The organism is Pollutimonas subterranea, assembly GCF_002849655.1.
GTDB lineage: Bacteria > Pseudomonadota > Gammaproteobacteria > Burkholderiales > Burkholderiaceae_B > Pollutimonas > Pollutimonas subterranea.
Genome location: NZ_PDNW01000009.1, coordinates 117,434 through 131,587 on the forward strand (window position 1 = coordinate 117,434; position 14,154 = coordinate 131,587).

The 14,154-nt window shown below is 59.2% G+C and carries 13 protein-coding genes, 1 pseudogene and 2 riboswitches; of the genes and pseudogenes, 7 read left to right on the forward strand and 7 right to left on the reverse strand.

The window, feature by feature from the left end:
- Positions 1–55: 55 nt before the first annotated feature.
- On the reverse strand, positions 56–766 hold the full coding sequence (locus CR159_RS12100) for a haloacid dehalogenase type II (protein ID WP_102074205.1): 711 nt from the start codon (positions 764–766) through the stop codon (positions 56–58).
- A 202-nt stretch (positions 767–968) separates the two neighbouring features.
- On the opposite strand from CR159_RS12100, the gene CR159_RS12105 reads away from it, so the two are divergent.
- Positions 969–1,160: a hypothetical protein gene (locus CR159_RS12105; RefSeq protein ID WP_102074206.1), complete on the forward strand. Its 192-nt coding sequence runs from the start codon at positions 969–971 to the stop codon at positions 1,158–1,160.
- A gap of 6 nt (positions 1,161–1,166) precedes the next feature.
- Here the strand turns inward: CR159_RS12105 and CR159_RS12110 are convergent, their stop codons facing one another.
- The gene (locus tag CR159_RS12110; RefSeq protein WP_102074207.1) at positions 1,167–2,609 is read right to left on the reverse strand and encodes a sodium:solute symporter family protein; all 1,443 of its coding nucleotides are present in this window, start codon (positions 2,607–2,609) and stop codon (positions 1,167–1,169) included.
- A 100-nt stretch (positions 2,610–2,709) separates the two neighbouring features.
- A riboswitch (TPP riboswitch) is annotated at positions 2,710–2,816 on the reverse strand.
- A 96-nt stretch (positions 2,817–2,912) separates the two neighbouring features.
- A riboswitch (TPP riboswitch) is annotated at positions 2,913–3,018 on the forward strand.
- 48 nt (positions 3,019–3,066) lie between these two features.
- On the opposite strand from CR159_RS12110, the gene CR159_RS12115 reads away from it, so the two are divergent.
- From CR159_RS12115 to CR159_RS21585, 3 genes are all read left to right on the forward strand, one after another.
- On the forward strand, positions 3,067–3,849 hold the full coding sequence (locus CR159_RS12115; RefSeq protein ID WP_199173307.1) for a 3-oxoacyl-ACP reductase: 783 nt from the start codon (positions 3,067–3,069) through the stop codon (positions 3,847–3,849).
- The gene (locus tag CR159_RS12120) at positions 3,849–5,156 is read left to right on the forward strand and encodes an LLM class flavin-dependent oxidoreductase (protein ID WP_102074208.1); all 1,308 of its coding nucleotides are present in this window, start codon (positions 3,849–3,851) and stop codon (positions 5,154–5,156) included. Before CR159_RS12115 ends, CR159_RS12120 begins: the two co-directional genes overlap by 1 nt.
- Positions 5,157–5,686: 530 nt before the next feature.
- Complete coding sequence (locus CR159_RS21585; RefSeq protein WP_158238538.1) at positions 5,687–5,869, forward strand: hypothetical protein; 183 nt, start codon at positions 5,687–5,689, stop codon at positions 5,867–5,869.
- Positions 5,870–5,874: 5 nt separating this feature from the next.
- Here CR159_RS21585 and CR159_RS12130 read toward each other — a convergent pair whose 3' ends face one another.
- The 3 genes and pseudogenes from CR159_RS12130 to CR159_RS12140 form a co-directional block, all read right to left on the reverse strand.
- Positions 5,875–6,279, reverse strand: coding sequence for a hypothetical protein (locus CR159_RS12130; RefSeq protein WP_102074210.1), 405 nt, complete (start codon positions 6,277–6,279; stop codon positions 5,875–5,877).
- Positions 6,280–7,278: a serine hydrolase gene (locus CR159_RS12135; protein ID WP_158238539.1), complete on the reverse strand. Its 999-nt coding sequence runs from the start codon at positions 7,276–7,278 to the stop codon at positions 6,280–6,282.
- 197 nt (positions 7,279–7,475) lie between these two features.
- Positions 7,476–8,286: pseudogene (locus CR159_RS12140) on the reverse strand (NYN domain-containing protein); the annotation flags it as partial.
- Positions 8,287–8,392: 106 nt separating this feature from the next.
- Between CR159_RS12140 and CR159_RS12145 the strand changes: the two are divergent.
- Positions 8,393–8,809 carry a ribbon-helix-helix domain-containing protein gene (locus CR159_RS12145; RefSeq protein WP_102074213.1) on the forward strand — a complete coding sequence of 139 codons (417 nt, stop codon included), beginning with the start codon at positions 8,393–8,395 and terminating at the stop codon, positions 8,807–8,809.
- A gap of 109 nt (positions 8,810–8,918) precedes the next feature.
- A complete protein-coding gene (locus CR159_RS12150) occupies positions 8,919–9,959 on the forward strand; it encodes an extracellular catalytic domain type 1 short-chain-length polyhydroxyalkanoate depolymerase (RefSeq protein ID WP_102074214.1) in 1,041 nt (346 codons plus the stop codon).
- A 52-nt stretch (positions 9,960–10,011) separates the two neighbouring features.
- Here CR159_RS12150 and CR159_RS12155 read toward each other — a convergent pair whose 3' ends face one another.
- A complete protein-coding gene (locus CR159_RS12155; RefSeq protein ID WP_102074215.1) occupies positions 10,012–11,685 on the reverse strand; it encodes an ABC-F family ATP-binding cassette domain-containing protein in 1,674 nt (557 codons plus the stop codon).
- 68 nt (positions 11,686–11,753) lie between these two features.
- Complete coding sequence (locus CR159_RS12160) at positions 11,754–13,160, reverse strand: aminotransferase-like domain-containing protein (protein ID WP_102074216.1); 1,407 nt, start codon at positions 13,158–13,160, stop codon at positions 11,754–11,756.
- 104 nt (positions 13,161–13,264) lie between these two features.
- On the opposite strand from CR159_RS12160, the gene CR159_RS12165 reads away from it, so the two are divergent.
- Positions 13,265–14,134, forward strand: a complete 870-nt coding sequence (locus CR159_RS12165; protein WP_102074217.1) for a DMT family transporter — start codon at positions 13,265–13,267, stop codon at positions 14,132–14,134.
- Positions 14,135–14,154 lie beyond the last annotated feature (20 nt).

The following is a 14,154-nucleotide window of genomic DNA, read 5'->3' on the forward strand; positions in this document are numbered from 1 at the left end:
GTTGTTTGATTGTTATTGAGAACGATCCGCATTATTGCCTGCGCGGCATATGGGGTCAATTCTTTACAACAAGATCCGCAAGGTGATTGAAGTCGCGAGCGACAATGTCCCAGTTTTCGCTCGGTTCAAGGTCCGTGATCTGGTTGGTACCATGTTCCGTTTTTCTTGGGACGAATGCGGTACTCAGGCCACATAGGCGAGCGGCATGCAAATCGTTATTGTGCGCCGCAACCATACAAACTTCCTTGGGTGACAAGCCGAGTATCTCGACCATGCGCGTATACGCGGGCGGCGAAGGCTTATAGGCCTGGGTCACTTCAGCGCCAAGAATGGCATCCCATGGGATATGGGCACGCTTGGCCATATTGACCATCAAGGCAATATTGCCATTCGAAGCGGGCGCAATGATGGAATGTTGCTTCAGCCGCGTAAGGCCACCGACGACATCGGGCCAGGGGTCCAGCCGATGCCATGCCGAATTGAGTCGTTCCAGTGCATCCGGGCTCAGTCCGGCGGTATTGACGCCATAGTTGCCCAGCACGATCCCGAGATTCTCGCGATGCAGAATATCAAGACGGGTGAAAGGCCGCTTGCCGCTACGACACGCCTCCATCGCCGGCTGGTATAAATTCCGCCAGGAGTCGGCGAATTCGTAGGGATCAATGCCGGTGAGGTCGTATTCCGAAAAGAAATCCGCGGCTTCACGCGCTATGCCTGCGCGCCAGTCAACGACAGTGCCAAATACATCGAAACAGAAGGCTTTCATCTTTTCCCCGGAACGGTTCGATTAAGGATTCGATGATAGCAGTGGTATCGGTGTGGGGCTGTCAGGCTACTGCGAAGCATTATGCGATAGGCACGGCGCATGCTGTCCACGATGGCCGCATGCGGTTTAAACGATACGATGCCTGCGGTGCCGCAGCACCCGCACTTAGCCGGCCCTATTTCACTGTTACGGAGGTAATTCCATGGTTCGACCTTTTAAAGCAGCGCTGAATACTGAAAAATCCGCCGATGGCGGATTCGAGTGGGTTATTACGTTTATCGATTCGACTGTTGCGACGATGCCTCAAATCGAACGTTCAACGCAGACCTACGCGACCGAGGATGAAGCGCTGCGGGCGGGTGAAGCGGCGCTCGATCGGTTGCAGGACGATTAAGCTGCCTTAATCGTCCAAGCTGCGAATGGAGGCGTTCAGGTGCGCGAAATCGAAATGCGGGCGCAGGCGGGTGAAGTGCAGCATTACCGCTGAAACAATGACGGGCACGATAGCCGCAAGCAGAAACGACTCCAGCAAATAGACCGGTTTCGCACCCGGACCGGGAAAGACCAGTAGACCGGCGATCAGTCCGCAAAGGGTACTGACGAATGCTGTAGTCCCGTGATAGCGGCGGTTGAACAAGCCGAAGAAAACGGGGAAGGCGGCTGCCGAACACAGCAAATCCGCAAGCAGGAACAGGTACAGCACGCTATAGCCTTGAGCTGCCGCGAGTAGTACCGGTATGGCAAGCAGGAAAACCAGCCAGCGCGACATTCCCATGAGTGTGGCCTTGTCGGCCTTGGGCAGCAAGCGGCGCATGTCCACGGCAATAATGCTGGAAACGGCGCTGATGACGGTATCGGCCGTGCTCATCACCAGCGCCAGGCCTAGCGGTATCAGTGCAATGGCAAACCAGTCCGGCACGCCGGGCATCAATACGGTGAACAATGCCACTGAGCTATCGCTGCTGTGACCAAGCCCGACGAAGGCGAGCCCGAACATCCCCATGATGAAAATGACGGGTGCGGCAAGCAGGCCGCCCAATAGAAAGCCATTGCGCATGCTGCGGCTGTCGCGCGCCGCGTAGACGCGCTGCCAGTTGCCTTGATGAAAGAGGCCGGTCAAGAGGATGGCGACGAAAAATGTCAGGCCGGCCTTGATGCCCACCGGATCCGTCAGGCTCAACAGTTGCGGCGCATGAGCGCGCAATCCTTCCATAACCGGTGTGGCGCCGCCCGCAGCTCTCCAGCCCAGTACGATCAGCAGTACAAGCAAGGGCACGATCACCAGCATTTGAACTTTGTCGGTAAAGATGGAAGCGCGAATGCCACCGTATGAGGTGTAGAGCAGTGTGGCGCCCATGACGATCGCCGCCGTGACCCATAGCGGTACCGGAGCCAGCAGTGCCACCAGTTTGGAAATGGCGGTAATTTCAGCCGTCAGCGCAATAAACATGTAGAACAGCATGATCAGCAGTATCAATCCATACATGGGCTTGCCGTAGCGCACGATCACGAATTCGGTAAGGGTGTGTCCTTGCGGAATCAACTCCCGCATGCGCTGGCCCAGCGGTATCATCAGCAATCGTGGCGACATCGCGCCCAATGCATAGCCGATGACGGCCGAGAGCCCGCCCCACGTGGCGGCTTGTGCCGGCGCGAATAATATCCAGGCGCCAAGGGTGGAAGCCAACAGGGTCGTGATGGTCGCCACAGACGATTGACTATTGCGCGCCACAATATAGTCTTCGAGGCTTCCTCGGTCATGTCGGGCGTAGGCCACTCCGGCGAGCGCAAAGACGCCCGCAAAAAGCAGCAGCCACAAAATCGTTGATGTACTCGCAAACATGTCCATTTCCCAGTAGCCCGGTGTGCCGGGGCTTGTGCAAACCATGCAGCCAGCGTGTCAAGGCTGGTCCGAAATGTGATTGAAGGGGGAAAGACAATGCGAAATAATGAATTTCCTTCCCTTCGCCGGCATTACCCGGATCAGGTTCAAAGGGTTACCGCAAGAAATGCGGAATCTCAGCCCGTTAAGGCTCCCCCAGGAACAGGCGCAAAGCTTAGGTCAGCCGCATGGCATTGTCAATCATGTTGCGTGCGGGAAGTGTGCACCGCAAAGCCGAATTCCGGCGATTGTGCTATGGTTTCCGATAACGACACGGGGTGCCTCCACGTCATTGATGGCCGAGGCTGAGATAACACCCGTCGAACCTGATCCAGTTCATCCTGGCGAAGGGATGTCAGCCTTTCGGCGCAGGGCGCCGCGTGCATGAGCATACCTTCGTCTTTTTCCAAGGCACGCCATGCAAAACATCACATCAGCGGTCCCGATTAACCAACAATTGGTTCTTGTCACGGGCGGTGGGCGCGGCCTGGGTGAACACGTGGTGAGCGCGCTTTTGCGCGAAGGCGCCCGTGTGGTCGTAAATTTTTTGAACAGCGCCGAACGCGCCCAGGCTCTAGCCGATACGGCCGCAGGGCGGGCAATGGCGGTGCGCGCCGACGTCAGCGATGCACGTGCTGTTCGTTCCATGGTTGAACAGGCACAAGAACATTTTGGCATGGCTATCACCACCGTGGTGAACAATGCCTTGCCGGCATTCTCTTTTAATGGCGATCTGCGCCCGCACGCCGACACCTTGACGTGGGACCACCTGCATCAGCAATTCCAGGGGATAGTCCAGGGCGCTCTGAATACCACGCAAGCCACGCTTCCGGGGATGGAGGCAATGGGCTTCGGCCGTATCATCAACATCGGCACCAATCTGTTCCAGAATCCCGTCGTGCCGTATCACGACTACACGGCGGCCAAGGCAGCACTGTTGTCGCTGACCCGTACGCTGTCCCATGACCTCGGGCCCAAGGGCATTACGGTCAATATGGTCTCCGGCGGTCTGCTGCGAACGACGGATGCCTCTTCCGCCACGCCGGAAGATGTTTTCAACCTGATCGCCGCCAGCACGCCGCTGCGCCGCGTGACGACCCCCGAGGAGTTCGCCGATGCGGTGTTGTTTTTTGCATCGCCATGGTCGCGGTCGGTAACGGGGCAGAACCTGGTTGTCGACGGCGGATTGGTGAAAAACTGATGAACGATCACAGCAAACTCATGCATATAAACCTGTTCATCTTCGGATGCGGGCACCATCGCGCGGCATGGCGCCATCCCGGGTCGTCCGTTGAACGCCTGGGTGATATTGCTTATTTCGAAGAGTTGGCGCAGACGGCGGAACGGGGCAAACTGGATGCCGTGTTCTTTGCCGACGGGCAATCGGCAGACAATGTGGCCGACGGTCCGCGTTGGTATCTGGAGCCGCTCACCACCTTGGCCGCCATGAGCCGCGCCACTGAGCGCATCGGTTTGATCAGTACGGTTTCCAGCACGTTCTATACGCCGTTCCATGCAGCCCGGCTGGTGGCTTCGCTGGACCACATCTCGCGCGGTCGCATGGGGTGGAACGTCGTTACGTCCATGTTCGACGCCGAAGCGCGCAACCATGGTTTCGATGCAATGCCGGATCACGCCTGGCGTTATGCCCGCGCAGAAGAGTTCGTCGATGCTGTCCTGCGTCTATGGGATTCCTGGGCTGATGACGCGCTTGCGCTGGACAGGAAGGGAGCATATGCTCGCAGCGACAAGGTGCGCGCCGTCCATCACAAGGGCGAACACTTTCGTGTCGACGGCCCTTTGACCGTGCCGCGTCCGCCTCAGGGTCATCCCGTTCTGTTCCAGGCTGGGGCATCGGAGCAGGGCAGGGACCTTGCCGCGCGGTGCGCCGAGGCCATCTACGCCGTGGCTTACGACCTGGCCGCGGCCCAGGAATACTATCGCGACATCAAGGCGCGGGTGCGGGCAGCCGGTCGCCAGGATCCGGTTCCCATCATGCCTGGCCTGGTCACCTATGTCGGCTCTACCCAGGCAGAGGCCCTGGCCAAGCAGCGCGAACTCGACGAGTTGTTGCCGGCGCCCGATGCCTTGCGACAGTTGGGCATGTATATCGGTCGGGACTGCACGCATTGGGATCTGGACGCGCCGGTACCTGCGTTGATGCCCCTGGAAGACTTCCAGGGTCCTAAGGGCCGTTACGCGACTGTTTTGCGTATCATCGACACTGAGAAACCTACCCTGCGGCAGCTGCTGGGAAGGCTGGCCGCCGGTGGAGGGCACTGCACCATGGTCGGTACACCGGAAGCCATTGCGGACGAAATGGAACGGTGGTGGCGCAACGAAGGCGCCGACGGGTTCAATCTGATGCCGCCATCCCTGCCTGGGGGGATTGACGATTTCGTGAATCATGTTGTGCCGGTATTGCAGCGGCGAGGTTTGTTTCGCCGCGACTATGAAACCGCAACCTTGCGTGGGCATTTGGGTTTAGCGCGTCCGGCGATGGGCTGACGGTCATCAAACGGCAATGTGGACGGGTTAAAAAGGAGGCCGGAATCGGGATAGCAGCTGCGGGTTTTCCCGGTTAACCGATCGGCTGAGGGGCATCGGGCTTATGGATGTAACCGGCCGAACAGGGAAGAATGTCACTGTTTTATCATTCTTTTACCCAGTTATTCCGCTTTTTTGCGTAGGAGCCTGGTCTTGCACGAACGTATCTCCAAGTTGTTGAAAGATGCTGCCCGGCATTTCAATATGCCTGATCACCTTGATGCCTACGTGGCGGACTGCAATCGAACCTTTACGGGTCTATGCAGTCTAAATTTGCACTATGAATATTGCGAACTACGTAGTGCGCCGGGTCGTCCTGGCATCGGTGCTGGTGTCCCTGCTGAGCGGTTGTGCCATCTACGGCACGACTCGGGCTCACTATAATCCTGACGGCGCGGTTTACTACTCCGCGCCCGGTCCTGTTTATGTCTCTCCGCCTGCGCCGGTCTACGTCGACCCTTGGTATGCAGGCCCTCCGGTATTTTTGAACTTTGGCTTTCGCTCGTACAGTGGCCGCCACCCGCATCGCGGTCATCGTGACTGGCATGGCGGGGGACGCCGGGGCGGCGATGGCTGGCATGGTGGCGGTCGCCGGGGCGATCACGGCCATCGTCATGGCCGTGGCGGCAGTTCTCATCGAGGTCGTTGAGATACGGATGGTTTCGGTCGGTTGAATCGGTCAGTCCGCCCGACTGGCGCGCTGGTGTTTGGTCTCACTTATTTTTACGATGACGTAGGCAACCAGCGCGAACACGAAGACCACCAGATACATCCACGCGATGCTTTGCAGGCATTCGATTATCGTCCGATAAATCTCCAGCACCAGGCGCTCGCTCGTCAAGGTAAGCGGTGCAAGGTCTTTCTGCGGCGGGTCGATATAGCGCTCCAGTTCGTAGATGCGTACTCCCCCTGAAATCCCCACGACGAATGCGGCGAACGTAATGTAGCGGCGCCATGCCGACGCAATGTCGTCCTGGATGATTCGGTCCAGGATGCGGCTCAGGGGCTTGTCGAAAATCCGCACGACAATCAGCGACACGATTGCCGCAATCAGGAACGTGGCCAGCAGCAGGGTGAAGAACATTCAATTTACCTTCGTGGGAAGTTGCTTGGCAGCGACCATGCGCAGCATTTGCCGACACTGTTGAATATAGGTGCTGAACGTTGTTGGAATGCTGGCTTCGTCGCCGTTCCAGTTGATAGTGAAGCAGAAGTTGACGCGCTGTGCCGGCAACACCATCTGGCCGGCCAGGCTGAAACAATGGAAGCCGTCCCAATCGATGCTGCCGCCTTTTCCATAGCCCATGACGTCGGGCGGCACGGTTTGCGGAATGGCGCCTGCCATCGCGGATATGCGCTTGAATTCGGCCAGGGTTTCGGGCTTTTCGAAGTAGTTGCCGGCCAGGACGTGTCGGTACCAGTCTGTCATTTCGGCTGCCGTACTGACCATGGTCTGGTGGTCATTGATTGCGGCACGGGGCCGACCCGGCAGCTTGCCCACCATCATTTTCTCGATACCCGCCCAGCCTATGTCGCTGCCTTCCGGGGCTCCGGCCAGGTATGAGAACAGAATGCGTGTTGAGTCGGGTATCCGTGTCTGATGGAGCCCGGCCGTCTTGATCAAGGCACGTACTTTGTCTGGTCCGATTGCGTTGATGGCAATGTCCGTGGCCGTGTTGTCGCTGTGCGTGATCATGGCCTCGAGCACACTGCGGGCGGTGGTCGTGCCTTGCAGATTGATGAGCACGGGACTGCTTGGCGACCAGACGTCGGGGCCGACCTCAAGCTGGGCGTCTTCGGAGAGGCGTCCCGCCTCGACTTCCTTCAGGTACTGCGCAAGAATGAACGTCTTGATTGCGCTACCTACAAAAAGGGGAAGATTGGCGTTGACTCCATGCCTTATCGTAGTCCGGCCATCGTCGATCACAATGCTGGCCGAGCTGTTGCCCGGAGACAGTGAACCAAATTCCTTCAATGCTTGTTCCAGTCCGGGGTCGTCCGATGACGTTGCCAGGGCAGGGGGAAGGGCCGCGGCAGAAAAAGTTCCCAGGGCGGCAAGGCGTAGCAAGGTTCTGCGATTCACGATTAGCTCCAGTCGGTGTCATGTTGGCGTGGGCTTGCGGCGCGTCCGGCTGACTTGCTTGCGCACCGCCTTGGCACGAGCAATAGTAGCTGCGGGAAGCGCATCGCGGGTGTCGCTATTTTGCTGATCCGCGGTCTTACGGGTCCGACGTACTCGTGCTACTGCTTTGGGCTTCTTTTCGCCGGCTTGAGTGCTATGGACGTAAATGCCGGATTTTTCGTCCCGACCTATATCGAATAAGTTGTTGGCCTGTGCCTCTTCCAGCAAGTTGCCGAACGTTCGAAAACCGTAATAGGTTTCATTGAAGTCGGGCTTGCGGCGCTTGATGGCCTGTTTGAGTGTGGAAGCCCATATTTTCCCGCCTTCGCCGCGTTCGGACAGCAGGGCGTCGAAGGTGTCGACCACGATTTTGATCGCTTCAGCTTTCAATGTCTGGACTTCGACGGAGCCGCGTTTTTCACCGCCGGCAGGCTGCGCGGTGTTGTCGGTCAGAGGGTCTTTAAGGTCGGGCTTGCCGGCACTACGCTGGGTCGCGCGAACCAGGTCATCGTAGAAGATGAACTCATCGCAATTGGCGATGAGCAGGTCGGACGTTGATTGCTTCACGCCTACGCCTATTACCTGCTTGGCATTTTCGCGCAGCTTCGAAACCAAGGGCGAGAAGTCGGAATCGCCACTGATGATGACGAAGGTATTGACATGGCCCTTGGTGTAGCAAAGATCGAGCGCATCCACAACCAGGCGGATATCGGCCGAGTTTTTACCGGACTGGCGTACGTGCGGGATCTCGATCAATTCGAAATTGGCTTCGTGCATCGTCGCCTTGAAGTTCTTGTAGCGATCCCAGTCGCAATACGCTTTCTTCACTACGATGCTGCCTTTCAAGAGCAGGCGTTCGAGCACCAGCTTGATATCGAATTCCTGGTAGCGGGCATCGCGCACGCCAAGGGCGACATTCTCGAAATCGCAGAACAAGGCCATGCTGGCATTTTCGGGCTGGGAAGCCATTTTGTTTCCTTTGCAGAATGTTCCTCGGCCCATGGTAGTGCAGGTTTTCGTTCATCACTAAAAAATTGCGCTTTACCATCCAGCTGGATGGTGGTAGGATGGTGACATGTCTAATCCAAGCTCATCCAAACCACCCAAGCCCGTCGACGAAAAAATAACCATCAATCTGGGTTGCGTTGACCTCGGGCAAATTGAATTGCTGGTGCAGGAAGGTTTTTATGCCAATCGCACCGACATGATTCGCACGGCCATACGCAACCAGCTTGCTGCGCACGCCGATGTTGTGCGCCAAGTCGTATCGCGCAAGACGCTGGTGCTCGGCATCCAGCACTACAGTGCCGCCGACCTGCGCGCTGTGCAGGAGGCCGGGCAGACTCTCCAAATCCGCGTGCTTGGCCTGGCCACCATTGCGGCGGACGTAAGCCCCGAGCTTGCGCTTGCCACCATCGAATCCCTTACCGTCCTGGGTGCGCTGCACGCCAGTCCGGCGGTGAAGGCGGCCTTGGCCAGCCGGATCCATTGAAATTACTAATTGAGAACACTATGCCCACACTGGACTTGAATCGCTTGATGATGGAAGCCACCCAAATGACCCGTTCCGGCGATTTGCAGGGAGCCATGGCCGCCATTCAATGCGCGGAGCCGGGGTCGAAGCCGGAACCAGGGCCGGAACAGGGTCCGAGCCCACACAAAACGGTGGGCAATATGCCGCCGAGGCGGGCGAGATCATCGACGTTGAAATGCACGAAATTGCCGACACGGCTAAACATGAATCGGGTAAGCGCGATGCGCCCCAATCCGTTCCGCAGCAGACACGGCCAGCGGCCGACACCGGCTTCACGGCTGGGCATTATGCCGACGGCAGTACGCGTCGCGACTACAAGCTTTACATCCCGCCCGCTGCGGGAACCGGTCCCTTGCCCCTGGTCGTCATGCTTCATGGCTGTACGCAAGACCCAGACGACTTTGCCGCAGGCACCCAGATGAACGATGCCGGGCTGGCGCACGACTTTTTCGTGCTGTACCCGGCTCAGTCGCAGCGAGCCAACCCCCAACGATGCTGGAACTGGTTCAAACATAATCACCAGGTCCGCGGTCGCGGCGAACCCGCCATGCTTGCGGGAATGACGCGCCAGATCATGGCCAAGTACGCCATCGACCCTGAACGGGTCTACATAGCCGGATTGTCCGCGGGTGGGGCGATGGCCGCCATCATGGGCGAGGCGTATCCGGATCTGTACGCCGCCGTCGGGGTGCACTCCGGGCTGGCCTCAGGTGCCGCAGCCGACTTGCCGTCTGCCTTGGCGGCAATGAAAGGGGGCGGCATGGTGTCGCACGGTGCGGCCAGCGGGGTGCCGACTATCGTGTTTCATGGCGATGCCGACGCTACGGTGCATCATGGCAATGGCCAACAGGTCATCAACGCCGCGGTTGGAACCGGCTCGACCATGAAGGATGAGCGCCTAGGCGGCGGTGAGCAGCGTGCCTACACGCGTCATGTGCATCGTGCCGCGGACGGGCGGGCTATGGCGGAGTATTGGCTGGTGCATGGTGCCCCGCATGCGTGGTCCGGCGGCAGCCGCCGGGGCTCATACACTGACGAGCGCGGGCCAGATGCCACCCAGGAGATGGTCCGGTTCTTCTTGGAGCACCCACGTCGGCCAAAAAACTGATCGGGACAAGCGCTGCAGGCCCGAGTTACGGGTCAGGCGGGCAGCGCGATCGTCATGCGGCGTTGCGCGACGACGCGATCTCCCGCTGTCGCTTGGCTTCTTCCAGCAGGTAGACCTGGTAGTCATCCAGGTCACCGTCGAAGTCTTTCATGCCACCGCGCGATACCAGCCAGAATTCATCGCAAACTGAACGCAACAGTGCCCGGTCATGGCTTACCAGCATGACTGAACCCTCGAATTCATTCAAGGCAACGCTCAGCGCTTCGCGGGTAGCGAGGTCCAAGTGATTGGTAGGCTCATCCAGCAACAGCAAATTCGGGCGTTGCCATACGATCATGCACAACACCAGCCGGGCCTTTTCGCCACCGCTCATGCTGCCCACGCTTTGCTTGACCATGTCGCCATTGAAATTGAAGGTGCCCAGGAAATTGCGCAGGCCTTGCTCGCGGCAATCCATCGCGCTGGGACGCACACTGGCGGGTGTATCGCGCACCAGCCGTATCATGTGCTCCAGCGGGTTGTCCGCCGGGCGCAAGACATCGAGTTCCTGTTGCGAGAAGTAGCCAATATTCAAGCCCTTGCCGGTGATGATTTCGCCTGCGGTGGCTTGCAGCGCGCCGGCAATGGTCTTCACCAGGGTTGACTTGCCCTGGCCGTTGGCACCCAGGATGCCGATGCGTTGGCCCGCCAATACCGAACGGTTGATGTTTTGCACAATAACCGTAGGGGGCGTGCCCGGCGCCGCGTCGTGGGGTGCCGGATAACCAAAGCTGGCGGCGGACATTGACAGCATGGGGTTGGGCAGGTTGAGCGGCTCTTTGAACTCGAACTGGAAGTCTGCGTCGGCCAGCATGGGGGCGATCTTTTCCATGCGTTCCAGGGCCTTGACGCGGCTTTGTGCCTGCTTGGCCTTGCTGGCTTTTGCCTTGAAGCGGTCGATGAACTTCTGCAGATGCGCGACTTTTTCTTGTTGCTTGGCGTGCGCTGCTTGTTGCAGCAGCATCTGCTCGGCGCGCATATCTTCGAATTTGCTGTAGTTGCCGCCGTAGCGAACCAGCTTGCTATGATCAATGTGCAGCGTTACGTTGGTCACGGCGTCCAGGAATTCGCGATCGTGACTGATGACCACCATGGTGCCTGCATAATTCTTGAGCCAGGCTTCGAGCCACACCAGGGCGTCCAGATCCAGGTGATTGGTCGGCTCATCGAGCAAGAGCAGATCCGACGGGCACATCAGTGCGCGCGCCAGCTGCAAGCGCATGCGCCACCCGCCTGAAAAGCTGTTCACCGGCCGGTCCAGCTCGGCCACGCTAAAGCCCAGGCCCAGGATCAGCGCTTGCGCGCGGGCCGGTGCATCATGCGCGCCGGCATCGTGCAGCGCCATGTAGGCGTGCGCCATGCGCATCCCGTCGTCGCTGGCTTCCGAGTCGGTCACTTCGGTCTGGGCCGCCAGCAACAGGGTGTCGCCTTCGACCACGAAGTCGGTGGCGCTTTGCTCGGTTTCGGGCATGTCCTGGGCGACTTGCGACATACGCCATTGCGCTGGAATGGAAAACTCGCCGCCATCTTCGTGGAGGGTGCCGTTGAGCACCGCGAACAAGGAAGACTTGCCGGCGCCATTGCGTCCGACGAGACCTACTTTTTCACCGGGATTGAGCGTGACGGATGTCTTGTCGAGCAATACTTTACTGCCGCGACGCAAGGTCACGTTCTTGAGGATAATCATTGAGGGGGGCGAGAAAACTGCGCAAAAGGGGTCCGCATTGTAGCATTTGACAGGGTTTGCCCGTATACCTACCTCACGCTGCGGGTAGCGGCAGCCAGCATCCGGACGATGCGCGGGTCGCTCATTTGCGACACATTGAATCGCATGAGCCCACTGGCCGACTGCGATGGGCTGAATACATTGCCGGGTGCAAGAACGATGCCCTGCAGCAATGCCTGGCTGGCCAGTTCAGTGGCGTCCAGTCCCGCGGGCAGCCGGCACCACAGGAACATGCCCGCCCGGGGTATCAGCCAGGGAGTGACGCCTGTTGCGGCAAGCCGGTCTGCCGTTTCCCGCAAGGCGCTCGCCAGCCGTAGGCGCAGCGTGTCGATATGCCTGCGATAGCTGCCATCCTTCAGGGTCGTAAGAACGACTTCCTGGGACACGCGAGAACCGGCGAATGCCGTGGCGATGCGCAAGTCCACGAGTTGTTCTATCCAATCCGGCCGCGCGACGATATAGCCGCAACGGATCGAGGCTGACAGGGTCTTGGAAAAGCTGCCTATCTGCACCACGCGGTTCAAGCCGTCGAAGCTTGCAAGGCGGGCGGCGGGTTCGTGTTCGAAGTCGGCGAATATGTCGTCCTCGATGACATGCAGGTCATGAGCTTCGATGAGCTTGAGTAATCGATGTGCAACGACCGGGGTCAAGGTGGCGCCCGTGGGATTGTGCACGCCCGAGTTGGTAATGTAGAGACGCGGACGGTGTTCTGCCAGCGCCTTGGCAAACAGGTCGACATCGGGACCGCTGGGCGTGTAAGGAACACTGACGATCTTGGCTCGGTGCGCGCGCAGCAGAGCCTGGAAATTGAAATAGCACGGGTCATCGACGAGGACCGCATCGCCGGGCTCGATAAGAAACCGGCACAGCAGGTCGATGGCATGCGTGCCGGAGTCGGTAAGCAATATTTGGTCAGGGGCGGCTTCGACTCCGCGCTCCGCGATCCGCCGGGCCAGCAGCTGGCGCAATGCGATCGAGCCCAGCGGTGACGCATACCCGGCAAGCGTTGCGTCGTCGGCCCTTGCGGACGTCCGCAGGGCGCGACGCAAGGCATCTTGCGGCAGCCAGGAGGAGGGCAGCCAGCCGCAGCCGGGCTTCAGGATATTCTCGCCCGCCTCAAGCGACTGGCGCGATACCCAGAGAGGATCCACATTGCGTTCGAGCCGAGGGCCGATTTCAGCCAGGGACAGGGGTGCAATATGGCCGGCTACATAGAACCCGGCCCCGGGTCGTGAACGGATGACGCCTTCCGCCGCGAGGCGGTCATAGGCGTCGACCACCGTCGACTTGGATACATGGATTGCGGCGGCGAAGCCGCGTATTGATGGCAGCCGTGCACCGGGCAGGAGCTGGCGTGCGGCGATGCGCTGGCGTATGGTGTCCATGACGTGCGCAATGCGTGTGCCGCCTGGGCGGGCATTCGAAATGGTATCCATGTGTACCGCCTTTTTGACCAATACAGTTTAGGAATATTGTACTGAATTGTCTCTGGCGAAGTGGAAGAATTGCGACGACACTGTCTCTTCCTCGGAGAGATGTAATGACGAAAGTGACACACGGTTGGATCAGCGGCTTTATCGGAATGTTGATATTCAGCGGCTCGCTGCCGGCCACCCGCGTGGCGGTCGCCGGGTTCGATCCTTTTTTCCTGACTCTCGCCCGGGCCTCTATTGCGGGACTGCTGGCATTGGCGCTACTCATGGTGCTGCGGCAAAAGCGGCCGGCCAGGTCCGACTTGCTTTCGCTCGGGGTCGTGGCCGCGGGCGTCGTGGCAGGCTTTCCCTTGCTGACCGCCCTGGCGCTGCAGCATATTACGGCGGCCCAATCCATGGTGTTCATCGGCTTGCTTCCTTTGGCGACCGGCATATTCGGCGTGCTGCGCGGGAAAGAGCGCCCGCGACCTATATTCTGGTTGTTCGCCGGCCTGGGTAGTCTTGTCGTGGCTGTGTTTGCATTCGACGATGCAGGAACAGGCTCCGTTGTCGGCTCGCTGTTGATGATCGGAGCCATACTGGTCTGCGGCCTGGGCTATGCCGAAGGTGCAATGTTGTCACGGCGGATGGGGGGATGGCAGGTCATATGCTGGGCGCTGGTATTGCCCCTGCCCCTTACGCTGCTGGCAGTCATGAATAGTTGGCCGGTATCGCTCGCTGCGGTGCAAATGCCGGCATGGATAGGTCTGGCTTATGTATCGCTCTTCAGCATGTTGATTGGTTTCATGTTCTGGTACAGGGGCTTGTCCATGGGCGGAATCGCTGCGGTCGGGCAATTGCAGCTGCTACAGCCGTTCTTCGGGCTTCTGCTTGCCGTGACTCTGCTGGATGAACCGTTCAAGTGGTCGATGGTTGTCGTCATGGCCGTAGCCGCCACATGTGTTGTTGGCGCGCGCCACGTGGCCACGTCGCGCTAGCGAAACTGAGGGTGTATTCT

Excerpts from the sequence above, each read along its gene's own strand:
- CR159_RS12100 (WP_102074205.1), bottom strand. The coding sequence starts at position 766 with ATGAAAGCCTTCTGTTTCGATGTATTTGGCACTGTCGTTGACTGGCGC.
- CR159_RS12160 (WP_102074216.1), bottom strand. The coding sequence starts at position 13,160 with ATGGATACCATTTCGAATGCCCGCCCAGGCGGCACACGCATTGCGCAC.
- CR159_RS12105 (WP_102074206.1), top strand. The coding sequence starts at position 969 with ATGGTTCGACCTTTTAAAGCAGCGCTGAATACTGAAAAATCCGCCGAT.
- CR159_RS12120 (WP_102074208.1), top strand. The coding sequence starts at position 3,849 with ATGAACGATCACAGCAAACTCATGCATATAAACCTGTTCATCTTCGGA.
- CR159_RS12110 (WP_102074207.1), bottom strand. The coding sequence starts at position 2,609 with ATGTTTGCGAGTACATCAACGATTTTGTGGCTGCTGCTTTTTGCGGGC.
- CR159_RS12145 (WP_102074213.1), top strand. The coding sequence starts at position 8,393 with ATGTCTAATCCAAGCTCATCCAAACCACCCAAGCCCGTCGACGAAAAA.
- CR159_RS12150 (WP_102074214.1), top strand. The coding sequence starts at position 8,919 with ATGCGCGGAGCCGGGGTCGAAGCCGGAACCAGGGCCGGAACAGGGTCC.
- CR159_RS12130 (WP_102074210.1), bottom strand. The coding sequence starts at position 6,279 with ATGTTCTTCACCCTGCTGCTGGCCACGTTCCTGATTGCGGCAATCGTG.
- CR159_RS12115 (WP_199173307.1), top strand. The coding sequence starts at position 3,067 with ATGCAAAACATCACATCAGCGGTCCCGATTAACCAACAATTGGTTCTT.
- CR159_RS12155 (WP_102074215.1), bottom strand. The coding sequence starts at position 11,685 with ATGATTATCCTCAAGAACGTGACCTTGCGTCGCGGCAGTAAAGTATTG.
- CR159_RS12165 (WP_102074217.1), top strand. The coding sequence starts at position 13,265 with ATGACGAAAGTGACACACGGTTGGATCAGCGGCTTTATCGGAATGTTG.